This is a genomic window from Microbacterium nymphoidis (assembly GCF_021044885.1).
Classification (GTDB): domain Bacteria; phylum Actinomycetota; class Actinomycetes; order Actinomycetales; family Microbacteriaceae; genus Microbacterium; species Microbacterium nymphoidis.
Map to the genome: position 1 here is coordinate 555,919 of NZ_JAJNOD010000001.1, position 26,975 is coordinate 582,893.

Annotated in this window: 24 protein-coding genes; 17 read left to right on the forward strand and 7 right to left on the reverse strand. The window is 68.0% G+C overall.

The genetic code is table 11. The features are described 5' to 3' along the window. Positions 1-52 precede the first annotated feature (52 nt). The gene (gene uvrB / locus LQ566_RS02680; protein ID WP_231090012.1) at positions 53-2,110 is read left to right on the forward strand and encodes an excinuclease ABC subunit UvrB; all 2,058 of its coding nucleotides are present in this window, start codon (positions 53-55) and stop codon (positions 2,108-2,110) included. A 405-nt stretch (positions 2,111-2,515) separates the two neighbouring features. On the opposite strand, the gene LQ566_RS02685 is transcribed toward uvrB, so the two are convergent. Next, on the reverse strand, positions 2,516-2,740 hold the full coding sequence (locus LQ566_RS02685) for a hypothetical protein (RefSeq protein ID WP_231090013.1): 225 nt from the start codon (positions 2,738-2,740) through the stop codon (positions 2,516-2,518). 41 nt (positions 2,741-2,781) lie between these two features. On the opposite strand from LQ566_RS02685, the gene LQ566_RS02690 reads away from it, so the two are divergent. The 16 genes from LQ566_RS02690 to LQ566_RS02765 all read left to right on the forward strand — a co-directional run bounded on the left by LQ566_RS02690 (position 2,782) and on the right by LQ566_RS02765 (position 18,709). Continuing rightward, positions 2,782-3,222, forward strand: coding sequence for a MarR family winged helix-turn-helix transcriptional regulator (locus tag LQ566_RS02690; protein ID WP_231090014.1), 441 nt, complete (start codon positions 2,782-2,784; stop codon positions 3,220-3,222). Between the two features lie 55 nt (positions 3,223-3,277). Further along, positions 3,278-4,000, forward strand: coding sequence for a DUF4129 domain-containing protein (locus LQ566_RS02695; protein ID WP_231090015.1), 723 nt, complete (start codon positions 3,278-3,280; stop codon positions 3,998-4,000). Then, positions 3,997-4,476, forward strand: coding sequence for a hypothetical protein (locus LQ566_RS02700; protein ID WP_231090016.1), 480 nt, complete (start codon positions 3,997-3,999; stop codon positions 4,474-4,476). The genes LQ566_RS02695 and LQ566_RS02700 overlap by 4 nt, the downstream gene beginning before the upstream one ends. Next, positions 4,473-5,456: an AAA family ATPase gene (locus LQ566_RS02705; RefSeq protein WP_231090017.1), complete on the forward strand. Its 984-nt coding sequence runs from the start codon at positions 4,473-4,475 to the stop codon at positions 5,454-5,456. The genes LQ566_RS02700 and LQ566_RS02705 overlap by 4 nt, the downstream gene beginning before the upstream one ends. Continuing rightward, positions 5,453-6,727 carry a DUF58 domain-containing protein gene (locus tag LQ566_RS02710; RefSeq protein ID WP_231090018.1) on the forward strand — a complete coding sequence of 425 codons (1,275 nt, stop codon included), beginning with the start codon at positions 5,453-5,455 and terminating at the stop codon, positions 6,725-6,727. Before LQ566_RS02705 ends, LQ566_RS02710 begins: the two co-directional genes overlap by 4 nt. Further along, positions 6,724-7,260, forward strand: a complete 537-nt coding sequence (locus tag LQ566_RS02715) for a hypothetical protein (RefSeq protein ID WP_231090019.1) — start codon at positions 6,724-6,726, stop codon at positions 7,258-7,260. Before LQ566_RS02710 ends, LQ566_RS02715 begins: the two co-directional genes overlap by 4 nt. Positions 7,261-7,269: 9 nt before the next feature. After that, entirely contained in the window at positions 7,270-10,155 is a 2,886-nt protein-coding gene (gene uvrA / locus LQ566_RS02720; RefSeq protein WP_231090020.1) for an excinuclease ABC subunit UvrA, read from the forward strand. After that, a complete protein-coding gene (gene uvrC / locus LQ566_RS02725; RefSeq protein WP_231090021.1) occupies positions 10,155-12,080 on the forward strand; it encodes an excinuclease ABC subunit UvrC in 1,926 nt (641 codons plus the stop codon). Before uvrA ends, uvrC begins: the two co-directional genes overlap by 1 nt. Positions 12,081-12,105: 25 nt before the next feature. After that, entirely contained in the window at positions 12,106-13,038 is a 933-nt protein-coding gene (gene rapZ, locus LQ566_RS02730) for an RNase adapter RapZ (protein ID WP_443677114.1), read from the forward strand. 77 nt (positions 13,039-13,115) lie between these two features. Beyond that, positions 13,116-14,093, forward strand: a complete 978-nt coding sequence (gene whiA / locus LQ566_RS02735; RefSeq protein WP_231090022.1) for a DNA-binding protein WhiA — start codon at positions 13,116-13,118, stop codon at positions 14,091-14,093. Between the two features lie 191 nt (positions 14,094-14,284). Next, positions 14,285-14,911, forward strand: a complete 627-nt coding sequence (locus tag LQ566_RS02740) for a superoxide dismutase (RefSeq protein ID WP_231090023.1) — start codon at positions 14,285-14,287, stop codon at positions 14,909-14,911. 102 nt (positions 14,912-15,013) lie between these two features. Further along, complete coding sequence (gene gap / locus LQ566_RS02745; protein ID WP_231090024.1) at positions 15,014-16,021, forward strand: type I glyceraldehyde-3-phosphate dehydrogenase; 1,008 nt, start codon at positions 15,014-15,016, stop codon at positions 16,019-16,021. 3 nt (positions 16,022-16,024) lie between these two features. After that, positions 16,025-17,239, forward strand: coding sequence for a phosphoglycerate kinase (locus LQ566_RS02750; RefSeq protein ID WP_231090025.1), 1,215 nt, complete (start codon positions 16,025-16,027; stop codon positions 17,237-17,239). Further along, a complete protein-coding gene (gene tpiA, locus LQ566_RS02755; protein ID WP_231090026.1) occupies positions 17,230-18,021 on the forward strand; it encodes a triose-phosphate isomerase in 792 nt (263 codons plus the stop codon). Before LQ566_RS02750 ends, tpiA begins: the two co-directional genes overlap by 10 nt. 89 nt (positions 18,022-18,110) lie before the next feature. Continuing rightward, on the forward strand, positions 18,111-18,356 hold the full coding sequence (gene secG, locus LQ566_RS02760) for a preprotein translocase subunit SecG (RefSeq protein WP_231090027.1): 246 nt from the start codon (positions 18,111-18,113) through the stop codon (positions 18,354-18,356). Further along, entirely contained in the window at positions 18,356-18,709 is a 354-nt protein-coding gene (locus LQ566_RS02765) for an RNA polymerase-binding protein RbpA (RefSeq protein ID WP_231090028.1), read from the forward strand. Before secG ends, LQ566_RS02765 begins: the two co-directional genes overlap by 1 nt. A gap of 126 nt (positions 18,710-18,835) precedes the next feature. Here the strand turns inward: LQ566_RS02765 and pgl are convergent, their stop codons facing one another. Genes pgl through tkt form a run of 6 tightly spaced genes read right to left on the reverse strand, consistent with a single transcriptional unit; the run spans position 18,836 to position 26,973 of the window. Then, positions 18,836-19,603, reverse strand: a complete 768-nt coding sequence (gene pgl, locus LQ566_RS02770) for a 6-phosphogluconolactonase (RefSeq protein ID WP_231090029.1) — start codon at positions 19,601-19,603, stop codon at positions 18,836-18,838. Positions 19,604-19,607: 4 nt separating this feature from the next. Beyond that, a complete protein-coding gene (locus tag LQ566_RS02775; RefSeq protein WP_231090030.1) occupies positions 19,608-20,549 on the reverse strand; it encodes a glucose-6-phosphate dehydrogenase assembly protein OpcA in 942 nt (313 codons plus the stop codon). Continuing rightward, positions 20,546-22,093 (reverse strand): glucose-6-phosphate dehydrogenase, encoded by a 1,548-nt coding sequence (zwf, locus tag LQ566_RS02780; RefSeq protein WP_231090031.1) that lies wholly within the window; start codon positions 22,091-22,093, stop codon positions 20,546-20,548. The genes LQ566_RS02775 and zwf overlap by 4 nt, the downstream gene beginning before the upstream one ends. Positions 22,094-22,112: 19 nt before the next feature. Further along, positions 22,113-23,741: a phosphoglucose isomerase-related protein gene (locus LQ566_RS02785; RefSeq protein WP_231090032.1), complete on the reverse strand. Its 1,629-nt coding sequence runs from the start codon at positions 23,739-23,741 to the stop codon at positions 22,113-22,115. Further along, positions 23,738-24,847, reverse strand: coding sequence for a transaldolase (tal, locus tag LQ566_RS02790; RefSeq protein ID WP_231090033.1), 1,110 nt, complete (start codon positions 24,845-24,847; stop codon positions 23,738-23,740). Before tal ends, LQ566_RS02785 begins: the two co-directional genes overlap by 4 nt. After that, positions 24,844-26,973: a transketolase gene (tkt, locus tag LQ566_RS02795; RefSeq protein WP_372459771.1), complete on the reverse strand. Its 2,130-nt coding sequence runs from the start codon at positions 26,971-26,973 to the stop codon at positions 24,844-24,846. Before tkt ends, tal begins: the two co-directional genes overlap by 4 nt. Positions 26,974-26,975 lie beyond the last annotated feature (2 nt).

Below are 26,975 nucleotides of genomic sequence, written 5' to 3' on the forward strand. Positions count from 1 at the left end.
GCCGAGAGCGGACGACGAGCTCAATGTCGGAGGCCCGCTCTAGGCTGGATTCATGCAACCAACCCGTGCCGTTCGTCCGTTCGAGGTCGTCAGCGAGTACATGCCCTCTGGCGATCAGCCCCAGGCCATCGCTGAGCTTGCGGCACGCATCAACGCGGGTGAGACGGATGTTGTGCTGCTTGGCGCCACGGGTACCGGAAAGTCGGCGACCACCGCATGGCTCATCGAGCAAGTCCAGCGCCCGACGCTGGTGCTCGCCCACAACAAGACCCTGGCCGCACAGCTCGCCAACGAGTTCCGTGATCTCATGCCGCACAACGCGGTGGAGTACTTCGTCTCGTACTACGACTACTACCAGCCCGAGGCGTACGTGCCGCAGACGGACACCTTCATCGAGAAGGACTCCTCCGTCAACGCCGAAGTGGAGCGGCTCCGCCACTCCACCACCAACTCGCTGCTGAGCCGTCGTGACGTGGTGGTCGTCTCGACGGTGTCCTGCATCTACGGCCTCGGCGCGCCGGAGGAGTACCTGCGGGCGATGGTTGCGTTGCAGGTGGGGGAGCGGTACGACCGTGACGCCCTCATCCGCCAGTTCATCGCTATGCAGTACAACCGCAACGACGTTGACTTCTCGCGCGGCAACTTCCGGGTGCGCGGTGACACGATCGAGATCATCCCCGTCTACGAGGAGTTCGCGATCCGCATCGAGATGTTCGGGGACGAGATCGAGGCGCTGTACCGGCTCCATCCGCTCACCGGTGACGTCATCGACAAGCTGGACTCGGTGCCCATCTTCCCGGCGTCGCACTACGTTGCGGCCACGGACGTCGTGCAGCGGGCGATTGGCTCCATCGAGGAGGAGCTGGCAGAGCGCCTCGCCGAACTCGAAGGGCAGGGCAAGCTGCTGGAAGCGCAGCGCCTGCGGATGCGCACCACCTTCGATCTGGAGATGCTGCAGCAGCTCGGCTTCTGCTCGGGTATCGAGAACTACTCCCGTCACATGGACGGGAGGCGGGCCGGGGAGCCCCCGCACACGCTGCTGGACTTCTTCCCCGATGACTTCCTTCTCGTGATCGACGAGTCGCACGTCACCGTTCCGCAGATCGGTGCGATGTACGAGGGAGATGCTTCCCGTAAGCGGACGCTCGTGGAGCACGGCTTCCGGCTCCCGTCGGCGATGGACAACCGCCCGCTGCGGTGGGACGAGTTCAAGAACAGGATCGGCCAGACCGTGTACCTGTCAGCCACGCCCGGTCGTTATGAGATGGGCATCGCCGATGGCATCGTGGAGCAGATCATCCGCCCCACCGGGCTCATCGACCCGGAGATCGTGGTGAAGCCGTCGAAGGGACAGATCGACGACCTGCTGGAGCAGATCCGGTTGCGTGTGGAGAAGGACGAGCGCGTCCTTGTGACGACACTCACCAAGAAAATGGCGGAAGAGCTCACCGACTTCCTGGGCGAACACGGCGTGAAGGTGCGTTACCTGCACTCGGACGTCGACACCCTGCGTCGTGTCGAGCTGCTGACCGAACTGCGCGCGGGCGTGTACGACGTGCTCGTCGGTATCAACCTGCTTCGCGAGGGCCTCGACCTGCCGGAGGTCTCGCTGGTGGCCATCCTCGACGCAGACAAAGAGGGGTTCCTGCGCAGCGGCACCTCCCTGATCCAGACGATCGGACGCGCCGCACGAAACGTGTCGGGCGAGGTTCACATGTACGCCGATGTGATGACCGACTCCATGAAGACGGCGATCGATGAGACCACCCGCCGCCGGGAGAAGCAGCGCGCCTACAACCTGGAGCACGGCATCGATCCGCAGCCACTTCGCAAGCGGATCGCGGACATCACCGAGGTGCTCGCCCGGGAGGGGGCGGACACCAAGGAACTGCTCGAGCGTGCAAAGAAGGGTAAGTCCGGCACCAAGTCCAAGCGCGCGGGTATCGGCGCCGAGGGGGCGGAGCAGCTGGAGCAGACCATCGCGGATCTCAGCGACCAGATGCTGACAGCGGCGTCCGAGCTCAAGTTTGAGCTCGCGGCGCGACTGCGCGATGAGGTGCAGGAGCTGAAGAAGGAGCTGCGCGCGATTGAGCGTGCGGGTCACGCCTGAGTGACTCGCCGCGGCGCTGGCGTTGCTCGTCAGTGCCGCGGCGAGTTCTCAGACCCCGGGAGCATCTGGCGGCGTGCGCCAGGCCCGCCGGGGTGGCCCGGCGTGATCCGCTGCTGCGATCTGCCGCCGATGTGCCGTCCGGTTTGCCGGTCTGCTGCCGCGATCTGCCGCCGGTGTGCCGTCCGGTTTGCCGGTCTGCTGCCGCGATCTGCCGCCGGTGTGCCGTCCGGTTTGCCGGTCTGCTGCCGCGATCTGCCGCGCCGTCCGCTGACGCGATCCGCCGCGCCGTCCGCTTCCGCGATCTGCCGCGCTGTTCGCTCTCGCCATCTGCCGCCAGGTCCGCTGCCGCCTGGTCCGTTGTCGCGCGCCTCACCGCGGCGGGTGCCGAACGCGCGGGAGCCACCGTCACGGGCAATGCATGAGGGGCTTCGGGCCGGAGCGGTCGAACGTGTGCTCGGACATAGGGTGTCCGCACAGCGGGCACGGGGCGCTCTGACGCGGTGCCGGGGGTTCACTCTCGTAGGGTCCGACCGTTGCCGGCCCGGCGAAGCGGATCAGCGAGGAATTGAACCAGGCGTAAAGACCCCCGGCCTCGCGGATACGGTCGCGCAGACGCTGCTTGTCGCTCATATTCTTAGTGTACTAACTATTTGTCCACCTAAGATCGAACCATGGCTGAAAAGGACGAGTATCTGAAACTCGATGCGCAGCTCTGCTTCGCGCTCGTGACCGCCGCGCGAAACGTGGTCGCGATCTACCGGCCGATCCTGGAGCCGCTGGGGCTCACGCACCCCCAGTACCTGGTGATGCTCTCGCTGTGGGAGCAGTCTCCGCGCACGCTGGGGGAGCTGGCCGATTCGCTTGCTCTCGAATCTGCCACCGTGTCGCCGTTGGTCAAGCGCCTCGAGGCGCAGGGACTCGTGCTCCGTCAGCGCAGCGCTGCGGACGAACGGCGCCTGGAGATCGTCGTCACCGAGGAGGGGCGAGCATTGCGGGAGCGGGCACTGGATGTTCCGCCCGCCGTCATGAACGCCGTCCACATGGACGTGGACCAGGTCAGGGAGCTGCGTGAAGCTCTGCGTCCTTTCGCGGGCGGTCACGACAGGCCCTGAGCCGCACCCTTCGTGTCCTCCATCCCCGCGCGGGCCGCTGACGTAGGGTGGGCGCATGCGCAGCCGCCCGGAGACGACCGAGCTCCCGCGGAGGGCGTTGCCTGCTCCCGCAGCCGTCGCGCTGGTGACGGTCCTCATCGCGATCGTCGCGCTCGTCAGCACTCTGCAAGGAGTTCCACGGGTGGATCCCCCCGATTTCGCGGCCGTGTCGCCACCCCCGCTCACGGCCGCTCCGGCGCCCTCGACCTCCCCGGGAGCACTGCCGACAGCACCACCGGTCGACCCCGGCGTATCCGCAGCGATCCAGCTCGTGCTGGCGCTCCTGCTCGCCGCCGTGATCGCGGTGATCGGATTCTGGCTCATCCGCCGGCTGGTCCAGTGGGTTCGGGGGCGCCGTGTCTACGCGCGCACCGGCGTCGCGGTGGCCTCCAGCAGTGGTGGCATGCCCGAGCCCACCGCCGACGTGCAGGCGCTCCGCCGCGGGATTGCCGCTGCCCTGGTGCGAATGGATGCCGATCGTCACCCCTCGGACGCGATCGTCGCGGCGTGGGTCGGCCTGGAGGAATCGGCGGCCGATGCGGGGCTGCTGCGCAGTCCGACCGAGACGGCGGGAGAGTTCGTGACGCGGATCCTCGCGCGTGATGCTGCCGCCGCTGCCGACGTGGACACGCTGTTGCACCTGTACGAGGACGTGCGCTTCGGGGAGCGGAGCATCGGCGATGCAGACCTGCGCGTCGCCCGGGCCGCGCTCGGGCGCATCGCGGCGGTCTGGTCGTGATCCGTCCGTCTGCCGGGGCCTTCGCCGGCGCTCTTCTCGTGGGAGGGGCGGTGTTCGCGGGTTGCGCGTTCTTCGGCGTCGAGCTGATGTTCGCACTCGCGTGGGGCGCCGCGGTGAGCGTCGTGGTCGGGGCCCTGCGCATGTTCCAGCCCGGCGACCTCCCCGCCTGGCCGCCGCAGCCTCCCGAGGACGATCGTGTCGGTGTTTCCGATGTGGCCCGGCTGGCGTGGACGATCAGCCCTGCGTCGGGAGCCCCGGGCCGCAGTGCGGTACTCCGGGTCACCGACGTCCTGCGTCGTCGGTTGCGCGTTCACGGACTCGAACTCGACGATCCACACGATGCCGCACCCATCGACGCGCTGCTGGGGGCGGGCGTGCGCGCGGGCCTTCTTTCCCCGCACCCGAGCGTGGCTGCGCTCGAGGCTGCCGTCAGCGCGGCTGAGAAGCTCGCTCCCGAGATACAGGAGAACATATGACATCAGAGACCGCGCCACGCGCCGTGGCCGACGTGGCGGATGCCGGGGCCCGGATCCTGGACCAGGTGCGCCAGGTCGTCGTCGGGATGGAGGAGAGTCTGGAGCTCGCGCTCGGCGCGGTCCTCGCCGGAGGGCATGTCCTCTTCGAAGACGTGCCGGGACTGGGCAAAACCGTCGCCGCGCGATCCCTGGCCGCAGCGCTGGGCCTGGACTTCCGGCGGCTGCAATGCACGCCCGACATGCTGCCTGGAGACGTGACCGGATCGTTCGTCTATGCCCCCGACTCGGGCGAGTTCCGCTTCCGCCCCGGCCCGATCTTCACCGGGCTGCTGCTCGCGGACGAGATCAATCGCACCACACCGAAGACGCAGTCGGCGATGTTGGAGGCGATGGCGGAACGACAGGTCACCGTGGAAGGTACGCGGTACCCGCTGACGGAGCCGTTCCATGTTTTCGCGACGTCCAATCCCATCGAGTTCGAGGGCACATACGCGCTTCCGGAGGCACAGCTCGACCGCTTCATGGTGCGCCTCGGCGCCGGTTATCCCAGCCCGGAGGGGGAGACGGAGATTCTCCTGCGCCGCGTACGGCGCGCTCGGGAGGACACCTCCGTCGCAGCTGTGACGACGGCGCAGGAGCTGCTGTCGCTGCAGCAGGTGGTCGAGGCCATCCACATCGACGAGGACGTCGCGCGCTATTGCGTCGACATCGCGCGCGCCACCCGGTCGGCGCAGCATGTGGCGGTGGGGGCCTCCCCGCGCGGTTCGCAGGCTCTCCTGCTGCTGGCACGTGCACTGGCCGCCCTGGCGGGCCGGGAGTACGTGCGTCCGGACGATGTGAAGCGTGTCGCGGTTCCGGTCCTGGCGCATCGTCTGACGCTCTCCCCGCAGGCGTGGGCGCAGGGCGTGTCCCCGGAGCGGATCGTGCAGTCGGTGATCGGTCAGGTCCCGGTCCCGCCCACCGTGGGCGCCGCCCGATGAAGCAGGACCGCTCGCAGCCGGGGTGGCACCACGGAGCCGCACTCGGGATCGCGGCAGCCGGAGCGGTCGTGCTGGTGACGGCTGGCGCCGTGCTGGCCCGGCCCGACACGGTCATGTTCGGCCTGCCTTTCGCCGTATGGCTCGTGCTGGCGCTGCGCCAGCGGGAGAGACCGAGCACCATGCAGATCGAGGCGTCACAGGACGCGGAGAAGCCCGCTGACGAGCCCCACTCGCGCGTGCGCGTGCACGCCGACGTCGAGCTCGTGGATCTGTGGGTGCTGCAGGGGCGCCGTCACCGGCGTGAGGTGATCGTGACGCCCGCGCAGGTGCTCCGCGCATCGAGCACCCTGTTGCACTCGGGTCCGGCGCGACTGCTCGATGTGCGCGCGCGGGCGCTCGGCGCTGACGGGGCCCTGATATCCGACGCCGTGGCGGCACCGGCGCTGGAGTGGAACGCGCCGCCGCGCCTGCGCCCCATCGGAGAGCTGGCGCTCGGCTCGCGCCTCGGTGGGCTGCATGGCGCCCACGCCGGGCGCCGTCCCGGAGCGGGTGGCGACTTCCGCGATATCCATCCCTTTGCCCCCGGTGATGAGGTGCGTCGTGTGGACTGGCGGGCGACAGCGCGTCTCGGACGTCGCCCGGGTGAGCTGTACGTGCGGCGTACCCAGGCGATGAGTGAGGCGACGATCCTCGTCGTGCTCGACATCGCCGACGACCTCGGGCAGGTGGTTGCGACGTGGGGGAGCGGCGACGAGGAGCAGAGCGGACCCACCTCACTCGATCTCGGTCGCGAGGCAGCCCGCGCGCTCACGGAGTCCGCACTCGACCGCGGCGACCGTGTCCAGTACCAGGAGCTCGCGACCGCCGGCCGGATCGTCCGCACCGGCTCTGGCGCGCGCCAGCGTGCGCGGGTGCTCACCGCGATCAGCGCGGCGCGACAGCGTCCCATCGGCGAGCGGTACCGCCGTTCGCCCCTCACTCCACCCGGCGCCACGGTGTACGTGCTGTCGACGTTCTTCGATGGTTCGGCTGCGGCTCTTGCCGCACAATGGCGGGCCGGGGGTCATCGCGTCATCGCGGTGGACATCCTCCCCGAGCCTGATCTGTCCCGCCTCTCGGCGTCCCAGCAGCTCGCGGCGCGCACGTTGTTCCTGGAACGAGCGAACACGTTCGCGGACTTCACGCGCGCTGGGATCACCGTGCTCACCTGGTCGGGGGAGGGCTTCGCCGCCGACCTCGCGGCAGCGCGACGCGACCGGGTGACGATATGAGACCGCGGCTGCATCGGCTTCAGGCGGGCCCGGCGCTGCCGGTCGTGGTCCTGCGCCTGGGGTTGATGCTCGTGCTCTGGGCCGCTGCCTGGTGGATGCCCGCTGGTCCTGTTCTCGGCTGGCTGGCCGTCGTGACGGCGGCTGCGGGAGCCGTGCTCCCACGCTCTCTCGGGACCTGGATCGCGCTGGGCGCTCTCATCGCAGGCAGTCTGCTCGCGCCGGCAGACCCGGCGCGCACGGCGGTGATCATCCTGCTGATCTCGATCTCGCACGCGTTCGGCTCCCTGCTACTCGCCGTGCCCGGGCGTGCATGGATCACGCTGCGCGCGCTGATGCCCACCACTCGGCGCGTGCTGCTGATTCAGGTGCTGGCGCAGCCGGTGGCCCTGCTCATCGGCATCGTTCCGGTTGTCCGTACGACAGGCGCCGTACCACTTGCGGCGGTGGTCGCGGTGGCCGGGTGTGCGGCGCTCGCCGCCCTGCTGCACCGGCTGCTCCGGCCGTCCGGATCCAATGTCCGAGGCCCCGCCTAGACTTGTTCGGTGCCTATCGTTCCTGTCTCCGCTCCGGGAAAACTCACCGTTCGCGGTGCTCGTGTCCACAATCTCCGCAACGTCGATCTTGATATTCCCCGCGACTCGCTGGTCGTTTTCACCGGGCTTTCGGGCTCCGGTAAGTCGAGCCTCGCGTTCGACACGATCTTCGCCGAGGGTCAGCGCCGCTACGTCGAATCACTGAGCGCGTACGCGCGCCAGTTCCTGGGTCAGGTGGACCGCCCCGACGTCGACTTCATCGAGGGGCTGAGCCCCGCCGTCTCCATCGATCAGAAGTCCACGAACCGGAACCCGCGCTCGACCGTGGGCACCATCACGGAGATCTATGACTACATGCGCCTGCTGTGGGCGCGTGTCGGCGTACCGCACTGTCCCGAGTGTGGCGCGGTCATCGAACGACAGACCGTTCAGCAGATCGCCGACCGTCTGATGGAACTTCCCGAGCGAACCCGATTCCAGGTGGTGGCGCCGGTCGTGAGCCAGAAGAAGGGCGAGTTCGTTGACCTGTTCCGCGAGCTCGGAGCGAAGGGCTTCTCTCGTGCGATCGTCGACGGCGAGATGATCCAGCTCGCCGAGCCGCCCACGCTGAAGAAGTCCTACAAGCACGACATCGCCGTCGTGGTGGACCGCCTGGTGGCGGGCCCCGACATTCTCGGCCGGGTGACCGACTCCGTGGAGACGGCGCTTGGACTCACCGACGGCATCGTGGCGATCAATTTCGTCGACGAGGAAGGCGACGCCGCCTGGACCTCCTTCTCCGAGAAGCTGGCGTGCCCGAACGGTCATGCGGTTCAGCTCACGGAGATCGAGCCGCGCACGTTCTCCTTCAACGCACCTTTCGGCGCCTGCCCCGCATGCTCGGGCCTGGGCACCCGCATGTCCGTGGACACCGACCTCATGCTCGGCGACGAGGACCTGTCGATCCGCGAGGGCGTCATCATCCCGTGGACGACGCAGGGCAAGGGTCTCTACCAGTACTACGAGCGCCTGCTCGAGGGGTTGTCATCCGACCTGGGCTTCTCGCTGGACACGCCGTGGAAGGACCTCGATGAGAGCGTCCAGGAAGCGGTGCTGCGTGGCGACAACTACAAGGTCACGGTGCGCTGGAAGAACCGCTACGGCCGTGAGATGAAGTACTCGTCCGGCTTCGAGGGTGTCGTGCCCTATATCGAGCGGCAGTTCGCCACGGCCGATTCCGACAGCGCCCGCCAGCGGTGGCAGGAGTACCTCCGAGAGGTGCCCTGCCCGGTCTGCAATGGTGCGCGTCTCAAGCCCGAGGTGCTCTCGGTGCTGGTGGCGGGCCGTTCCATCGCCGACATCACCTGGCTGAGCCTCGCCGACGCCTACGAGTACTTTCAGACCGTGCAGCTCACCGAGCGTGAGGCGAAGATCGCCGCACAGGTGCTGCGGGAGATCCGTCTGCGTCTGGAGTTCCTGATCCAGGTGGGCCTGAACTACCTCAATCTGGCGCGCTCGGCCGGCTCCCTGTCCGGTGGTGAAGCACAGCGCATCCGTCTGGCCACGCAGATCGGCTCCGGTCTCACCGGGGTGCTCTACGTGCTCGATGAGCCCTCCATCGGACTGCATCAGCGCGATAACCGCCGCCTCATCGAGACGCTCGCCAAGCTGCGTGATCTCGGCAACACTCTCATCGTGGTGGAGCACGACGAGGAGACCATTGAGGCGTCGGACTGGATCGTCGACATCGGTCCGGGTGCCGGCGTGAACGGCGGGGCTGTGGTGCACTCCGGCCCCTACGCCGAACTCCTCGCCGAGAAGGAGTCGATGACCGGCGACTACCTGTCTGGCCGGCGCAGCATCGAGACGCCGAAGAAGCGGCGCAAGCTCGACAGGAAGCGACAGATCAGCGTGGTCGGCGCGCGTGAGAACAACCTGAAGAACGTCACGGCCACGTTCCCGCTCGGCGTCCTCACCGCGGTCACCGGCGTGAGTGGGTCGGGCAAGTCGTCGCTCGTGAACGACATCCTCTATCGGGTACTGGCCTCGCGGCTGAATGGAGCCCGCACGGTGCCGGGCAAGCACACGCGCGTGACGGGACTCGACAACCTCGACAAGGTGGTGCACGTCGATCAGGCGCCGATCGGTCGCACTCCGCGCTCCAACCCGGCGACGTACACGGGTGTGTTCGACCGCATCCGCACGCTGTTCGCGGAGACCACCGAGGCGAAGGTGCGCGGCTACCAGCCGGGCCGGTTCTCCTTCAACGTCAAGGGCGGCCGCTGCGAGGCATGCTCCGGCGACGGCACGATCAAGATCGAGATGAACTTCCTCCCCGACGTGTACGTCGCGTGTGAGGTGTGCGGCGGCAAGCGCTACAACCGCGACACCCTGGCCGTGCACTACAAGGGCAAGAACATCGCCGAGGTGCTGGAGATGCCCATTGCCGAAGCCGCCGAGTTCTTCGAGCCCATCCAGGCGATCCACCGCTACCTGCAGACGCTGGTCGATGTGGGGCTCGGGTACGTGCGCCTCGGACAGTCCGCCACGACGCTCTCGGGTGGTGAAGCGCAGCGCGTGAAGCTGGCCACCGAGCTCCAGCGTCGCAGCAACGGACGCAGCATCTACGTCCTGGACGAGCCGACGACGGGTCTGCACTTCGAAGACGTCCGCAAGCTCCTGGAGGTGCTCAACGGCCTCGTGGACAAGGGGAACACCGTCATCGTCATCGAGCACAACCTCGACGTCATCAAGTCGGCGGACTGGATCATCGATCTCGGCCCCGAGGGCGGCTCGGGCGGTGGCGAGATCATCGCCACCGGAACGCCTGAGCAGGTCGCGAAGGCGGAGGGCAGCCACACCGGCGCGTTCCTTGCCGAGGTCCTCAAGCGCGACGGCGAGCGCGCGGGGCGCTGATGGCCGACGAACTGCCGTACCGCCCGAAGGCGGGGGAGATCCCGACCAATCCCGGGGTCTACCGCTTCCGGGATGCTTCTGGGCGGGTCCTTTACGTGGGCAAGGCCAAGAGCTTGCGCCAGCGGCTGTCGAACTATTTCGCGCCGCTGCGCACCCTGCACGAGCGCACTCGCCGCATGGTCACCACCGCATCCAGCGTGGAATGGACGGTGGTCGACTCCGACGTCGAGGCGCTCCAGCTGGAGTACATGTGGATCAAGGAGTTCGATCCGCCCTTCAACGTCCGCTACAAGGACGACAAGTCGTACCCGTTCTTGGCGATCACCCTGGCGGACGAGGCGCCACGGGTGATCGTCACGCGCAACCACCGCATTCCCGGTGCTCGCTATTTCGGCCCCTACCCGAAGGTGTGGGCCGTGCACGACACGATCGACCAGATGATCCGGATCTTCCCGATCCGCACCTGCAGCGACGCGAGCTACCGCAAGGCCATGCAGACGGGGCGGCCCTGCTTCCCGGGGCAGATCGGCAAGTGCGGCGGACCCTGCTCGATGAAGGTGACCATCGAGGAGCACCGGGCGGTCGTGGACGAGTTCATCGCGTTCATGAACGGCGGCGACCAGCGGGTGCGTCGGGATCTGACCGAGAAGATGGCAGCGGCCGCCCTCGCGATGGACTACGAATCGGCCGCCGTGTTTCGCGACCGCATCGCGTCCGTGGACGCGGTTCTGAGCCGTAGCGCCCTGGTGCTGGCCGAGAACGAGGACGCGGATCTGTTCGGCATCGCGGAGGACGAGCTGTCGGCCGCAGTGCAGCATTTCATCGTGCGGGGTGGCCGTGTACGCGGTGTGCGTGCCACGACCATCGAGAAGGAGATCGACATCTCCGGGGCAGAGCTGGTCGATCAGCTTCTGCAACGCGTCTACGGAGACGTCGCCGCCGCCGACATCCCCCGCAAAGTCCTGGTGCCCGAGCTCCCCGAGGATGCCGAGCAGCTGGAGCAGTGGCTCGAGGAGCGGCGCGGCAAGCGCGTGTCCGTGAAGGTCGCCCAGCGCGGCCGCATGGCCGACCTACTGCGTACGGCGACGACGAACGCGCAGCAGGCGCTCATCCTCCACAAGACGCGACGCACGAGCGACTACGTCGCGCGCACCCAAGCACTCACGGACCTGCAGGAGGCGCTCGGTATGGCCGAGGCGCCGTTGCGGATCGAGTGCTTCGACATCTCTCACCTCTCCGGCACCAACGTGGTGGCGTCGATGGTGGTGTTCGAGGACGGGCTGCCCCGCAAAGACCAGTACCGGACGTTCTCGATCACCGAGACCACCGACGACACGGACTCGATGTACCAGACGCTCATGCGTCGTCTCGCTCGGCTGGATGAGCCGGTCGAGCCCGAACCCGCGGGCGAGGACGGAGAGGAGGCCCCGCGCAAACGCCGTCGGTTCTCCTATCCGCCCCAGCTGCTGATCGTGGACGGCGGTCAGCCCCAGGTGGCCGCTGCCGCGCGCGCCCTCCGCGATTCCGGGCGCACGGACATCGCGCTGTGCGGCATTGCGAAGCGGCTGGAGGAGATCTGGCTGCCCGATGACGACTTTCCCGTGATCCTCCCGCGTACCAGTGAGGCGCTGTATCTCGTTCAGCGGCTACGTGACGAGGCGCACCGGTTCGCCATCACCCACCAGCGCCGCAAGCGTAAGCGCGGCATCGCAACGGTACTGAGCGAGATCCCCGGACTGGGAGAGGCGCGGATCAAGCTCCTGCTCAAGCACTTCGGCTCGGTGTCACGGTTGCGCTCGGCCACGCCGGACGAGATCGCCGAGGTGAACGGCATCGGTCCCGTGCTGGCTCGCACCATCCACTCGCATCTCACCCTCGATGCGCCGCCTGCCACGACCGCTGAGGAGCCGGCCGCGGATCGGTAGCATGGTCGTGAGCGAAGGAGAACCCGTGGCTGATCCCCAGGCCGAACACGTGAGCACTGGCGTGACCGGTGCCGCGGACCCCGAAGAGGAATCGGGCGGCCAGAGCGAGGTCCTGATCGTCACCGGGATGTCGGGTGCCGGCCGCTCGACCGTGGGCAACGCGCTGGAGGACCTCGACTGGTATGTCGTGGACAATCTTCCTCCCCAGATGCTCAAGCCGCTGCTCGACCTCTCACTGATCGGCAACTCGGGGCTTCCGCGTGTGGCGGCGATCACCGATGTGCGGGGCCGGGATCTGTTCCGCCAGCTCCCGGAAGTCATGCGCGAGCTTCGCAACCGCAGCGATGTGCGCCTCGTCTTCCTGGATGCATCGGACGAGGTTCTGGTGCGACGATTCGAGTCGGTTCGTCGGCCCCATCCCCTGCAGGGCGACGGCACCCTCCTGGACGGCATCCGGCTGGAGCGGGAGCGTCTGCAGCCCATCCGGGAAGCGTCGGACATCGTCATCGACACCTCGGCCTTCAACGTGCATCAGCTCGCCACCCAGGTGTCGGATCTGTTCAGCGAGGAGGGGAGCGCGAAGCACACCCTCACGGTGATGAGCTTCGGGTTCAAGTACGGCGTGCCCACGGACACCGACTTCGTCGCCGACATGCGTTTCCTGCCGAATCCGTTCTGGATCGATGAACTCCGCCCCCTCACAGGCGAGGACGCCGCGGTTTCCGAGTATGTCCTCGGCCAGCCCGGCGCTCAGGAGTTCATCGAAGCGTACGAGAAGGCGGTCTCGATCGCCCTGGAGGGCTATCAGCGGGAGAACAAGTCCCATTCGACCATCGCGATCGGGTGCACCGGCGGCAAGCATCGTTCGGTGGCGACGGCGATCGAACTCGCCCGGCGGCTGTCATCCCACCCCGGTCTGGCCGTGCGCCTCAAGCATCGGGACCGGGGTCGCGAGTAAGCTTGATCCTCTGCGCCACCGCGCAACCCTGAATCATGATTTCTTGACCGGAAACGGTCGAATGTGAGGATCACATCGTGTCATTGACCGCCGACGTCAAGGGCGAACTCGTCGCCATTCGCGATCCGCGGCCGACCGTCCGGGCAGCCGAACTGACTGCCATTCTGCGCTTCGCAGGCGGACTGCACTCGATCGCCGGTCGAGTAGCCGTTGAAGCCGAAGTCGATGCCGAAGTGCTCGCCCGTCGCGTGACCCGCGACCTGGTCGAGCTCTACGGCGTTCGTCCGGACGTCGCCCATATCCAGTCGTCGAGTGCCCGTACGGGCAATCACTTCGCCGTCCGCGTCATCGAAGGCGGTGAGACGCTTGCTCGCCAGACGGGTCTGCTCGATCAGCGCCGCCGCCCGGTGCGCGGGTTGCCCAACCGTCTCACGACCGGTTCGCGGGCCGATCTCGCCGCCATCTGGCGCGGCGCGTTCCTCGCGGCCGGCACGCTCACCGAGCCGGGCCGCTCCGCGGCGGTGGAGATCAGCTGCCCGTCGGGGGAGGCCGCCATGGCCCTCGTGGGCGCGGCCGGCCGGCTGGGGGTCGCCACGAAGGCTCGCGAGGTCCGCGGCGTTCCCCGTGTCGTCGTCCGCGACGGCGAGGCGATCCGCGCGATCCTCGCGATCATGGGCGCTGAGCGCACCGCTGCCGCGTGGGACGAGATGCGTCAGCGCCGCGAGGTGCGCGCCGGAGTGAACCGGCTCGTGAACTTCGACGATGCGAACCTCCGCCGCTCCGCGCAGGCCGCCGTGGCGGCGTGCGCACGAATCGAGCGGGCGCTGGAGATCCTCGGCGATGAGGTGCCCGATCACCTGAAGCAGGCCGGCGAGCTGCGACTCGCGCACCGCGACGCCAGCCTCGACGAACTGGGCCACCGCGCCGACCCACCGCTGACCAAGGACGCCGTCGCCGGACGAATCCGTCGCCTGCTCGCCATGGCCGACAAGCGCGCGGAGCAAGACGGGGTGCCGGGCACCGAAGCGGCTGTGCCCACGGGCGCGGTCGACTGAGACCCCTCCTGACGAACCCCGCTGACGCTGTGCCCAGCATCGGCGGGGTTCGTCGTCGCCGGGCGTCATCTGGCAAGCCCGCGGCCCTCGCGCCGGTGGATTTCACTAGGATGAGACTTGTCCGGCCCCGGCCCTTCCGGTCTCCCGGGGCGAATAAGCGCCCTCGTGGCGCAGACAGGAAGAAGTGAAGAATGGCGACGTACACGCTGCCCGAGCTGACCTACGACTACTCGGCTCTGGAGCCCAGCATCAGCGGGGCGATCATGGAGCTGCACCACTCCAAGCACCACCAGGCGTACGTGACGGGCGCGAACACCGCGCTCGAGCAGCTGGCGGCCGCTCGCGAGAAGGGCGACTTCGCGAACATCAACAAGCTCGAGAAGGACCTCGCGTTCAACCTCGGTGGTCACACGAACCACTCCATCTTCTGGACCAACCTCTCGCCCAACGGTGGCGACAAGCCGGTGGGCGACCTCGAGGCCGCCATCACCGATCACTTCGGCTCGTTCGATGCATTCCAGGCGCACTTCACCGCCGCGGCTCTCGGCGTGCAGGGCTCCGGATGGGCAGGTCTGTTCTGGGACTCCATCGGCCAGAACCTGATCATCCAGCAGTTCTTCGACCAGCAGTCGCAGTTCGCCGCGGGCTCCGTGCCGCTGCTGCTGCTGGACGTCTGGGAGCACGCTTACTACCTGGACTACAAGAACGTCCGCGCCGACTACGTGAAGGCGTTCTGGAACATCGCCAACTGGGAGAACGTCCAGCAGCGCTTCGAGGTCGCGCGCACGCAGACGAACGGCCTGCTGGTACTGTCGTAAGCGGCGCGGCGTCCCGACGGGGGCGACCCCGCCGGGACGCCGATGTCCCCGATCTGAATCCATCAACGCGCGCGAGCGCATTCATCTCTCAGGGAGACCTACGTGTCTGTCAAGATCGGTATCAACGGCTTCGGCCGTATCGGGCGCAACTACCTCCGCGCGGCTCTCGCGCAGGGTGCTGACCTCGAGATCGTCGCGGTGAACGACCTCACCGACAACAAGACCCTCGCTCACCTCCTCAAGTACGACTCGATCACGGGCCGGCTGGACCAGGACGTGACCTACGACGAGAACTCGATCACCGTCGGTGACCGCAAGATCCTCGTGTTCGAGGAGCGCGACCCCGCGAACCTCCCCTGGGGCGAGCTGGGCGTCGACATCGTCATCGAGTCGACGGGCCGCTTCACCAAGGCGGAAGACGCACGCAAGCACATCGCTGCCGGCGCGAAGAAGGTGCTGATCTCGGCCCCCGCGTCGGGCGAGGACCGCACCATCGTCATGGGTGTCAACGAGAACACCTACGACCCCGAGAACGACGTCATCATCTCCAACGCGTCCTGCACCACGAACTGCCTGGCGCCGCTGGCCAAGGTGTTCAACGACGAGTTCGGCATCGAGCGCGGTCTGATGACCACCGTTCACGCGTACACCGCCGACCAGAACCTCCAGGACGGACCGCACAGCGACCTGCGTCGTGCGCGTGCCGCCGCCGTGAACATCGTTCCGACCTCCACCGGTGCCGCCAAGGCCATCGGTCTGGTCATGCCGGAGCTGAAGGGCAAGCTCGACGGCTTCGCGCTGCGCGTTCCGATCCCCACCGGCTCGATCACCGACCTCACCATCGAGGCATCGCGCGAGGTCTCGGTCGAGGAGATCAAGGCCGCGTACAAGAAGGCTGCCGAAGAGGGTCCGCTCAAGGGCATCCTCAAGTACACCGAGGACGAGATCGTCTCCAGCGACATCGTCACCGACCCGCACTCGTCGATCTTCGACGCGGGCCTGATCCGCGTGATCGGCAACCAGGTGAAGCTGTCCAGCTGGTACGACAACGAGTGGGGCTACTCGAACCGCCTCGTCGACCTGACCGAGTACGTCGCGGAGAGCATGTAATCCATGGGCCTGCGAACCCTCTCCTCGCTCGGCGATCTCGCCGGCAAGCGCGTCATCATCCGCTGCGATCTCAACGTCCCGCTGAAGGACGGTGTGATCACCGACGATGGTCGCGTGCGCGCATCCCTGCCCACGCTGAACGCTCTCATCAACCAGGGTGCACGCGTTGTCGTGTGCTCTCACCTGGGGCGCCCGGAGGGCGCTCCGGACGAGCGCTACAGCCTCGCCCCCGTGGCTCAGCGGCTCTCGGAGCTGCTCGGCAAGCCGGTGGCCTTCGCACGCGACACGGTGGGCGAGTCCGCCACCGACGCCGTGGCGAGCCTTGCCGACGGTGACGTCGCGGTGATCGAGAACCTCCGGTTCAACCCGGGGGAGACCAGCAAGGATGCCGGCGAGCGAGAGGAGTTCGCAGGCCGCCTCGCGTCTCTCGCGGACGTGATGGTGTCCGACGGCTTCGGCGTCGTGCACCGCAAGCAGGCGAGCGTCTACGAGCTCGCCCGCACCCTTCCGTCGGCAGCCGGCCTGCTGATCGAGAAGGAGCTGGAGGTCCTCGACCGGCTCACGGAGAACCCGGAGCGCCCTTACACAGTGGTGCTGGGTGGTTCGAAGGTGAGCGACAAGCTCGGCGTCATCGACCACCTCCTTCCGCGTGTCGATCGTCTTCTCATCGGCGGCGGCATGCTGTTCACCTTCCTCAAGGCCGAAGGCCACGAGGTCGGCGCCAGCCTCCTCGAGCAGGACCAGCTGGACACCGTGATCGGGTACATCGCGAAGGCGAAGGAGCTCGGCGTCGAGCTCGTCCTCCCCACCGACGTGGTGGTCGCGGACAAGTTCGCCGCCGACGCCGCACACGAGGTTGCCGCAGCGGACGCCATCGAGTCGACGAGCTTCGGTGCTGCCGGGATCGGCCTCGACATCGGTCCGGTCACGGCAGCCGCATTCTCTGAGGCGGTGCGTGGCTCGCGCACGGTCTTCTGGAACGGCCCGATGGGGGTGTTCGAGTTCCCCGCGTTCGCGAACGGTACCCGCGCGGTCGCCGAGGCCCTGACCGCGGTCGACGGGCTCAGCGTGGTGGGCGGCGGCGACTCCGCTGCTGCGGTGCGCCAGCTCGGTTTCTCCGATGACCAGTTCGGTCACATCTCCACGGGTGGCGGCGCCAGCCTGGAGTTCCTCGAAGGCAAGAAGCTTCCCGGACTGGAGGTCCTCGGATGGGCGTGAGCGCTCGTACCCCGCTGATCGCGGGCAACTGGAAGATGAACCTGGATCACCTCCAGGCGGTGGCGTTCGTGCAGAAGCTGCACTGGACGCTGAAGGATGCGAAGTTCGAAGAGGGCTCGGTCGAGGTCGCGGTGTTCCCGCCTTTCACCGACATCCGCAGTGTGCAGACGCTGATCGACGCCGACAAGATCCCGTTTGCGCTCGGCGCACAGGACATCTCGAAGCACGATTCGGGCGCGTACACCGGCGAGGTCTCGGGAGCGTTCCTCGCGAAGCTGCAGTGCGGTTACGTGATCATCGGCCACTCCGAGCGGCGCGAGTACCACAACGAGACCGATGAGGTCGTCGCCGCCAAGACCCGTGCGGCCCTCAAGCACGGCATCGTGCCTGTGATCTGCGTGGGCGAGACCGCGGAGGACCTGGAGAAGCACGGCGCTTCCGCCGTGCCGGTCGCACAGCTGGCCGCGGTGCTCGAGGGTCTGGACAGGAAGTCCGACATCGTCGTCGCCTATGAGCCCGTCTGGGCCATCGGCTCAGGCCAGGCGGCCACCCCGCAGCAGGCTCAGGACGTGTGCGCTGCCCTGCGCGGCGTCATCGCCGACAAGCTGGGACCGGACGCGGCAGCACGCACGCGTGTGCTGTACGGCGGCTCGGTGAAGGCGGCCAACATCGCCTCCTTCATGCGCGAGCCGGATGTCGACGGCGCACTGGTGGGAGGCGCGAGCCTCGTGGTTGACGAGTTCGCCGCGATCGCCCGCTACCAGAAGCACGTCGGCGTCTGACGGCGCGGGCTTCGCGCCCGCTCCGCTCGGCCCCGTATACTGAACGTTCATGCGGTGATTCCTGCCGCGCTCGAAAGGCTGCAACCAAAGTGGAAATTCTCCAGTTCGTGCTGCAGGTGGTGCTCGGCATCACCAGTCTCGCGCTCACCCTTCTGATCCTTCTGCACAAGGGTCGCGGTGGCGGTCTGTCGGATATGTTCGGCGGCGGAACAACGTCGGCCATGGGATCGTCCGGGTACGCGGAGCGCAACCTGAACCGCCTCACGATCATTCTGGCGCTGGTCTGGTTCGGCGTGATCGTCGCGCTCGGTCTGCTGACGAAGTTCGGTCTCTGATGGCGACCGGAGGTAACGCCATCCGCGGCAGCCGCGTCGGCGCCGGCCCGATGGGCGAGCAGGATCACGGATTCCACGCCGAGCGCATCGCGGTCTCGTACTGGGATGCGCTGGGCAACGAGACGGTTCGCTACTTCGCAGCGGGCGTTCCCGACGAGGAGATCCCGGAGACCATCGACAGCCCCCATTCGGGGTTGCCGGCTGGTCGCGACAAGGAGAACCCTCCGATGATCGCGAAGCCGGAGCCGTACAAGACGCACCTGGCCTACGTGAAGGAGCGCCGCACCGAGGAGGAGGCGGTCTCGCTTCTCGACGACGCCCTCGCGGCACTGCGCGAACGTCGCGGTCAGTAACAGACAGCATCACCCGAAGGGGCGGCCACCGATCATGGCCGCCCCTTCGGCGTCTGTGGCAGCACGGACGAAAGCCCCGCCGACGGTGAAACGCCGGCGGGGCCTTCAGAGTTCTCAGCCCGTGGCTCAGAACTCCGGGTCGATGAGCTCAGGAGGAACCTCGCCGGCGGCCGACTCATCCGTGATGATGATGGTGCGGTGAGTGCCCTTCGCGCCGGCGGCGGGAACGCTTGCATAGCTCGCGCCCGCGAGAATGAGCCCGAGGGCTCCGGCCTTCTCCGCGCCCGAGATGACCATCCACACACGGGTGGACGAGTTGATCACCGGACGCGTCAGCGTAATGCGCTCGGGCGGGGGCTTGGGCGAGTCACGAACCGCGAGGACGGTGCGATCCGTCACGCGAACCTCATCGCGGTCGGGGAAGAGGGAGGCGATGTGGCCGTCCGGCCCGACGCCGAGGAGAGTCACGTCGAACGTCGGCCACGGGCGCTCGTCGGTGCCGAACCGGGCGAGCTCCTGCGCGTACCAGTCGGCCGCAGCGTCCAGATCCCGTCCGTCGTCCGCCGCCGGCATCTCGTGGACGTTGGCAGCCGGGATCGGCAGGGCGTCGATGAGTGCCGCGCGAGCCTGCACGGCGTTGCGATCTCCATCGGTGCGCGCGACAAACCGCTCATCGCTCCACCAGAGGTGCACCCGATCCCAGTCGATCATGGCCACGGCGGGCTGCTGTGCCGCCGCGGCCAGGACGGCGATTCCCATGGTGCCGCCGGTGAGCGAAACGTGGACTTCGCGGTCTTCGGCGAGACCGAGCACGATCTTGCCCAGGAACCGGCTCGCGACGCTGGTCGCGAGCGTCGCCGCATCGGGGGCGACGACGACTCTCTTCTCGGACATATGCCTACCTCTGCGCGGTGGCGGCGGGACCCAGCTGGGCCCAACCGTCGCTGATCACTCGACCATACAAGACGTCCGCGTCCAGGCGACGCAGCTCCTCGGCGAGGCACTCGCGCACCGTGCGGCGGGGAAGCAGCAGCTCGTGGTCGGGCTGGCCGGGTTGCGTGAGCACCGCGACTCCCGGCTCCGGGCGCTCGAGCACGATATCGCCGGAGGCGCGCGTGAGGCGGACGGACTTGATGCCCTCGCCCCAGCTGTCGCGGGGCTGATAGTGCCAGACCACATCGCAGTCGAGCTTGAGCTTCAGCCACGCGGCCAGGAGCCCGGTCGACGGGGAGTCGTCGGCTCCCTGCACCTCCACCGCCGTGATGGACTCGTACGGCGGCTGGTCCAGCACCGCTGCCAGCTGTTCGCGCCAGTGTGTGAGCCGAGTCCACGCCAGGTCGGTGTCACCGGGGGAGTAGGACGGTCCCAGCAGCGAGACGCGATCCACGTCCTGCGGGAGCGTGGACGCGTCCGTGATGCGCCGCTGTGCGATCCGGCCCAGCGGGGACTCAGCCGGGGCCGCCGGCGGGTTGTCCGGCCACCACACGACCACCGGTGCATCCGGCAGGAGCAGGCCGGTGACCAGGCTCTCCTCATTGGATGCTGCGGCACCCGACGCGGACAGCACGATGACCTCGCTCGCTCCGGCGTCGCCGCCGACGCGGATCTGAGCGTCCAGTCGCGATGCCGCCTCGGGGTCTGTGGTGACGACGATCACCCGCATGGGGTGCTCACGCGAAGCGTCGTTGGCGGCCTCGATGGCCTCCTCCATCACTTCGGCGCGGGTCGCGATGATGAGGGTGAGGACGCGGCCGAGAGCGACAGCGCCGCCCTCCTCACGCACCTTCACGAGGGTCTTGGCCACCGCAGACACGGTGGTTTCGGGCAGATCGACGATCACGGGCGCCTCCAGACACGTCCGTCGCGGGCCAACAGCGCGTCGGCCGATGCGGGACCCCACGAGCCGGGGCCGTACTGTTCGAGCGGACCGCCTTCGGCAGCCCAGAACTCCTCGATCGGGTCGAGGATCTTCCAGGAGAGCTCGACCTCCTCGTGCCGCGGGAACAGCGGCGGGTCACCGAGAAGCACGTCCAGGATGAGACGCTCGTACGCCTCGGGGCTGGCCTCGGTGAAGGCATGGCCGTATCCGAAGTCCATGGTCACATCACGCACGTTGGTGCCGGCACCCGGCACCTTCGAGCCGAAGCGGATGGTGACGCCCTCGTCGGGCTGGATACGGAACACGAGCGCGTTCTGGCCCAGCTCCGCGCTCTGCGCGCGGGAGAACAGGTGCTCGGGGGTGCGCTTGAAGACGACGGCGATCTCCGTGACACGACGGCCCAGTCGCTTGCCGGTGCGCAGGTAGAACGGGACGCCGGCCCAGCGGCGGGTGTTGATCTCGAGCTTGATGGCGGCGAAGGTCTCTGTGGTCGACTGCGGGTCCATGCCGTCCTCGTCGAGGAAGCCGTGCACCTCTTCACCGCCCTGCCAGCCGCCGGCGTACTGACCGCGCGCGGTCGCCGCGCCGAGGTCCTCGGGGAGGACGACGGCTGCGAGCACCTTTTCCTTCTCGGCTCGCAGGTGCTCGGCCTCCAGGCTGATCGGCTCCTCCATCGCGGTGAGGGCCAGCAGCTGCAGCAGATGGTTCTGGATGACGTCGCGGGCGGCGCCGATTCCGTCGTAGTAGCCGGCGCGGCCGCCGACGCCGATGTCCTCGGCCATCGTGATCTGCACGTGGTCGACGTAGTTGCGGTTCCAGATCGGCTCGTACAGCTCGTTGGCGAAGCGCAGCGCGAGGATGTTCTGCACCGTCTCTTTGCCGAGGTAGTGATCGATGCGGAAGATCGAGTCGGCCGGGAAGGCGGACTCCAGCGCCTCGTTCAGAGCGCGTGCCGATGCGAGATCGTCGCCGAAGGGCTTCTCGATCACCACGCGACGCCAGTGGTCGGGGTCCTGCGTGCCGTCGACGAGGCCCGACTCACGCAACTGGGTGGTGACGACGGGGAAGTCCTTGGGCGGGATGGAGAGGTAGAACGCGTGGTTTCCCATCGTGCCGCGTTCGACATCCAGAGCGTCCACGGTGGCTTTCAGACGTGCGAACGCGTCCGGGTCGTCGAACGTTCCCTGGACGAAGCGGATGCCCTGTGACAGCTGGTTCCAGGTGTCCTCGCGGAACTCGGTGCGGGCGCCGGCCTTCACCGCGTCACGCACCACCTGGGCGAAGTCCTGGTCTTCCCACTCGCGGCGTGCGAAGCCGACCAGCGCGAAGCCGGGTGGCAGCAGACCGCGGTTGGCGAGGTCGTAGACGGCGGGCATGAGCTTCTTGCGGGACAGGTCGCCGGTCACGCCGAAGATCACGAGGGCGCTGGGCCCCGCGATTCGGTTGAGGCGCCGGTCATCGGGGTCGCGCAGCGGATTGTGCCCGCGCGAGATCGATGCGGTCATCGGGGGAAGAACTCCTGTGTCAGTCGGCGTCGTCGAACAGGTCGACGACATCGTTCTGGGGATCGGTGAGGGTGAGGGTGACGACGGGACGGCCGAGATCGGCGAGGACGCGGGCATCGCCCGCTGCCTGAGCGTTGATCAGCTGCCCGAAGGTGTAGGGGCGACCGGGGATCTCCAGGTCGACATCCGTGCTCTCCAGAATCTGGAGGAACACGCCGTTGGCGGGTCCGCCCTTGTGGTACTGGCCCGTCGAGTGCAGGAAGCGCGGTCCCCACCCGAAGGTGACCGGTCGCGCTGAGGAGGTGGCGGCGAGTTCACGCAGTCCCGCCAGCTGGGGGAGCGCGTCGCGGTTGACGTAGGCCTGGATAGCGATGTATCCGTTGTCCGCCGCCCGTGCGAACAGGGCGTCGAGCACGGCGCGAACCGAACCGGCGGACACCAGCGACGCGTCCGTGGAGCGCACTTCGATGCCGCCTTCCACGAACGCCGGAGCGCCGGTCTGCGGACGTTCCTCCAGGAGCGCACGCGCGGCCTGTTTGGCGGCCTCGACGTCGGGCTGGTCGAAGGGGTTGATCCCGAGGATGCGCCCCGCGACGGCGACGGCGTACTCCCAGACCAGGAACGCGGAACCGAGACTCGCGCTGATCAGGATCTCGTCGTAGTGGTCCTCGAAGATGCCGACATCGTCGACGTCCTGCACGAACCGGACGCGCTGCAGGTCGTCCTGCGGATCCTCCGCCTCGAGCGACACCTCGGTGAGGACGACGGGCAGGATGCCGGTTCCGTCCTTGCCGGTGGACTCGGCGACCAGCTGCTCGATCCAGTCGGCCAGACCGTCCAGGCCGGCATCCGGTTCCACGATGAGGCCGAGCTTGTCCTTGCGCACCGACTCCGCCGTGGCGCCGGCGATCGCGGCTCCCAGGATGAGGGCGGGATTGTCCGGACTGTCGACCGCGACCTCCGCGAGCACGGCGTCCGCTTCGTCCAGGACCGCTTCGACGTCAGCGCCGGCGAGCGCGGAGGCGACCAACCCGAACGCCGTCAGCGCGGAGAATCGCCCCCCGACGGTGGGCTGTGCCGTGAAGACGCGGTACCCGCGTTCCACCGCACGGGCTTCGAGAGGAGAGCCCGGGTCGGTCACCACGATGATCCGTTCCGCCGGATCGAGTCCGAGGTCGCTGAACGCCGCCTCGAATGCGCGCTGCGCAGAGTCGGTCTCCACGGTGGAACCGGACTTCGACGACACGACGAGCACAGTGCGGCGAAGATCATCCTCGCTGTCCCCATCGATGGCGGCGAGGACCTGGCCGGGAGCGGTCGAGTCGAGGATCACCAGTGGCACGTCTGCGCCGCGGGTGATGACCTCGGGGGCGAGCGATGATCCTCCCATGCCGGCCAGCACGATGCGATCCAGTCCCCGCCGGCGGAGGTCGTCGCGCAGGGCGACGACCTCCGACACGAGTGGGCGCGAGATCTCGACCGCCTGGACCCAGCCGAGGCGGATCTCCGCGTCGGTTTGTGCGCCAGGACCCCACAACGTGGGATTCTGATCTGCGATGCCCGATGCGACGAGGTCGTCGACGAGGGCGGGTACCACCGCATCGGCCACCTCACGGGGGTGGCCGGAGAGACGCAGACGGAAGGTCACCGCGCGCTCTCGAGCGCCGTCTGCACGGTGCTCTTGAGGTCCTGCCAGGAGGCGATGAACTTCGAGACGCCCTCATCCTCGAGCAGCTGCGTGACGTCAGCGAAATCGACGCCGACGGCAGCCAGACGGGCCACCACGTCGTGCGCGGCGGGGATATTCGGCGTGATCGTGTCACCGGTGATGACACCCTCAGCGAACGTGGCCTCCAGCGTCTTCTCCGGCATCGTGTTCACCGTGTCGGCGGCGACCAGCTCGGTGACGTACAGCGTTGCCGGCAGTGCGGGGTCCTTGACACCCGTGGACGCCCACAGCGGTCGCTGCGGGTTCGCACCGGCGGCGGCGAGCTGCCGGGCGCGCTCGGTCGCGGACTTCTGCCCGAACAGCTCGTATGCGAGGCGCGCGTTGGCGAGACCCGCCTGGCTCTTGAGAGCGAGAGCGTCCTCGGTGCCGATCTCTGCGAGGCGCTTGTCGACCTCGGTGTCGACGCGCGACACGAAGAAGGATGCGACCGAGTGGATACGGCTGATGTCGTGACCGTTCGCCTGCGCCTGCTCGATGCCGGCGTAGTACGCGTCGATCACGTCGTTGTAGCGCTCCAGCGAGAAGATCAGCGTGACGTTGACGCTGATGCCCGCGGCAAGGGTCGCCGTGATCGCCGGGATACCGGCCTTCGTGGCGGGGATCTTGATGAGCGTGTTCTCGCGGTCCACCGCGGCCCACAGCTCCTTCGCCTGCGCGACGGTGCCCTCGGTGTCGTGCGCCAGATCGGGGGAGACCTCGATGGACACACGGCCATCGACGCCACCGGTGGCGTCGTACACCGGACGGAAGATGTCGGTCGCGTTGCGCACGTCGTCGGTGGTGAGGGCGAAGATCGCCTCGTCGACGCTGGCGCCGGCCTGCGCGAGCTCCTCCAGCTGCGCTGCGTAGTCACCGCCGCCGTTGCTGATCGCCCCCTGGAAGATCGTGGGGTTGGTGGTGACGCCGGAGACGTTGCGGGTCCGGATCAGCTCGGCGAGGTTGCCGGACGTGATGCGAGAGCGCGAGAGGTCGTCGAGCCAGATGCTGACGCCGGCTGCGGTGAGATCTGCCGTGGGGGTGGTCATGAGTTCTCCTTAACGGTCTCGCGGGCTGCCTGCACGACGTGGTCGACAGTGAACCCGAAGTTTGTGAAGAGCGTCTTCCAGTCGGCGGAGGCGCCGAAGTGGTCGATCGCAACGGTGCGTCCGGTGTCGCCGACGATGCGGTACCAGCTGGCAGCGGAACCGGCCTCGACGGAGACGCGGGCCTTGACGGCGGACGGGATGACGCTCTCGCGGTACTCCTCGTCCTGCTGGGCGAACCATTCGAGCGACGGGGCGGAGATCACGCGGGCGTTGATGCCCTCGCCGCGGAGCACCTCGCGTGCTCCCACGGCGAGCTGTACTTCGGAGCCCGTTGCGATGAGCAGCACGTCCGGGGTGCCGCCCGGAGCCTCCTGCAGGACGTACGCACCGCGGGCGACGCCTTCTGCCGAGGCGAACGAGTCGCCGCTGGCCGGGCCGTCGACACGCTCGTAGGTGGGCACGTTCTGACGCGTCAGCGCCAGCCCGATGGGGCCCGAGTGGTGGCGCAGAGCCTGCAGCCAGGCCACAGCGGTCTCGTTGGCGTCCGCCGGGCGGACCACCGTCATGTTCGGGATCACGCGCAGCGAGGCGAGCTGCTCGATGGGCTGGTGCGTGGGGCCGTCCTCGCCGAGGGCGACGGAGTCGTGCGTCCAGACGAACACGGGCGCGATACCCATGAGAGCTGCGAGGCGCACCGCGGGGCGCATGTAGTCACTGAAGATGAGGAAGGTGCCGCCGAACGGACGGGTGAGCCCGGAGAGCACGATGCCGTTGAGGATCGAGCCCATGGCGTGCTCGCGGATGCCGAAGTGCATCACGCGGCCGTACGGGCTTCCGCTCCACTCGTGGGTGGACCACTCGGTGGGGATGAAGGACGGGGCGTCCGTGATGGAGGTCATGTTCGACTCGGCGAGATCCGCCGAACCACCCCACAGCTCGGGCAGACGTGCCGCCAGCGCATTGATCACCTTGCCCGAAGCGACGCGGGTGGAGACCTCCTTGCCGGCCTCGAACACGGGGAGGGCGCCCTCGATGTCCTCGGGCAGGGCACGGGCCTCGAGGCGGTCCAGAAGCTGCTTGCGCTCCGGGTTGGCTTCGGCCCAGGCGTCGAAGTCCTGCTGCCAGGCGGCGTGGGCCTCGGCGCCGCGTGCCACGAGGCCGCGCGCGCGCTCGATCACGGCGTCCTCCACGACGAAGTGCTGCTCGGGGTCGAACCCGAGCACCTTCTTCACCGCGGCGAGCTCGTCGGCGCCCAGGGCCGAGCCGTGGATCTTGCCGGAGTTCTGCTTGCCGGGGGACGGCCAGCCGATGATCGTCTTCAGGATGATCAGGGACGGCTTGTCGGTGACACCCTTGGCCGCTTCGATCTCGGCGTACAGTGCGTCGATGTCCTCGACGTACTGGCCGGTCTTCTTCCAGTCGACGACGCGCACGTCCCAGCCGTAGGCCTCGTAGCGCTCGGCGACGTTCTCGGTGAAGGCGACGTTGGTGTCGTCCTCGATCGAGATCTGGTTCGAGTCGTAGATCGCGATGAGGTTGCCGAGCTGCTGGTGTCCAGCCAGCGAGGACGCCTCGCTGGTGACGCCCTCCTGCAGGTCGCCGTCACCGCAGATCACGTAGATGTTGTGATCGAACGGGCTGGTGCCGGCGGGCGCCTCCGGGTCGAACAGGCCACGCTCGTAGCGCTGCGCGTAGGCGAAGCCGACGGCCGAGGCAAGTCCCTGGCCCAGCGGACCCGTGGTGATCTCGACGCCCTTGGTGTGGCCGTACTCGGGGTGCCCCGGTGTGAGCGACCCCCAGGTGCGCAGGCTTTCGATGTCGCCCAGCTCCAGACCGAATCCGCCGTAGTAGAGCTGGATGTACTGGGTCAGCGAGGAGTGGCCGACCGACAGGATGAACCGGTCGCGTCCGATCCAGGTGGGGTCGGAGGGGTCGTGACGCAGTACGCGCTGGTAGAGCAGGTACGCCACCGGGGCGAGGCTCATGGCGGTGCCAGGATGGCCGTTGCCGACCTTCTCCACCGCATCTGCTGCCAGCACACGCGCGGTGTCCACCGCGCGCTTGTCGACGTCATCCCAAAGAAGTTCCGGCACCGGATCACCTTCCGCGAAGTTGGATGCACGCATCG

What these genes read in the sequence shown, in the direction of transcription:
- uvrB (WP_231090012.1), top strand. Translation starts at nt 53, where the DNA reads ATGCAACCAACCCGTGCCGTTCGTCCGTTCGAGGTCGTCAGCGAGTAC.
- LQ566_RS02685 (WP_231090013.1), bottom strand. Translation starts at nt 2,740, where the DNA reads ATGAGCGACAAGCAGCGTCTGCGCGACCGTATCCGCGAGGCCGGGGGT.
- LQ566_RS02690 (WP_231090014.1), top strand. Translation starts at nt 2,782, where the DNA reads ATGGCTGAAAAGGACGAGTATCTGAAACTCGATGCGCAGCTCTGCTTC.
- LQ566_RS02695 (WP_231090015.1), top strand. Translation starts at nt 3,278, where the DNA reads ATGCGCAGCCGCCCGGAGACGACCGAGCTCCCGCGGAGGGCGTTGCCT.
- LQ566_RS02705 (WP_231090017.1), top strand. Translation starts at nt 4,473, where the DNA reads ATGACATCAGAGACCGCGCCACGCGCCGTGGCCGACGTGGCGGATGCC.
- LQ566_RS02710 (WP_231090018.1), top strand. Translation starts at nt 5,453, where the DNA reads ATGAAGCAGGACCGCTCGCAGCCGGGGTGGCACCACGGAGCCGCACTC.
- LQ566_RS02715 (WP_231090019.1), top strand. Translation starts at nt 6,724, where the DNA reads ATGAGACCGCGGCTGCATCGGCTTCAGGCGGGCCCGGCGCTGCCGGTC.
- uvrC (WP_231090021.1), top strand. Translation starts at nt 10,155, where the DNA reads ATGGCCGACGAACTGCCGTACCGCCCGAAGGCGGGGGAGATCCCGACC.
- LQ566_RS02740 (WP_231090023.1), top strand. Translation starts at nt 14,285, where the DNA reads ATGGCGACGTACACGCTGCCCGAGCTGACCTACGACTACTCGGCTCTG.
- LQ566_RS02750 (WP_231090025.1), top strand. Translation starts at nt 16,025, where the DNA reads ATGGGCCTGCGAACCCTCTCCTCGCTCGGCGATCTCGCCGGCAAGCGC.
- tpiA (WP_231090026.1), top strand. Translation starts at nt 17,230, where the DNA reads ATGGGCGTGAGCGCTCGTACCCCGCTGATCGCGGGCAACTGGAAGATG.
- LQ566_RS02765 (WP_231090028.1), top strand. Translation starts at nt 18,356, where the DNA reads ATGGCGACCGGAGGTAACGCCATCCGCGGCAGCCGCGTCGGCGCCGGC.
- pgl (WP_231090029.1), bottom strand. Translation starts at nt 19,603, where the DNA reads ATGTCCGAGAAGAGAGTCGTCGTCGCCCCCGATGCGGCGACGCTCGCG.
- zwf (WP_231090031.1), bottom strand. Translation starts at nt 22,093, where the DNA reads ATGACCGCATCGATCTCGCGCGGGCACAATCCGCTGCGCGACCCCGAT.
- tal (WP_231090033.1), bottom strand. Translation starts at nt 24,847, where the DNA reads ATGACCACCCCCACGGCAGATCTCACCGCAGCCGGCGTCAGCATCTGG.
- tkt (WP_372459771.1), bottom strand. Translation starts at nt 26,973, where the DNA reads ATGCGTGCATCCAACTTCGCGGAAGGTGATCCGGTGCCGGAACTTCTT.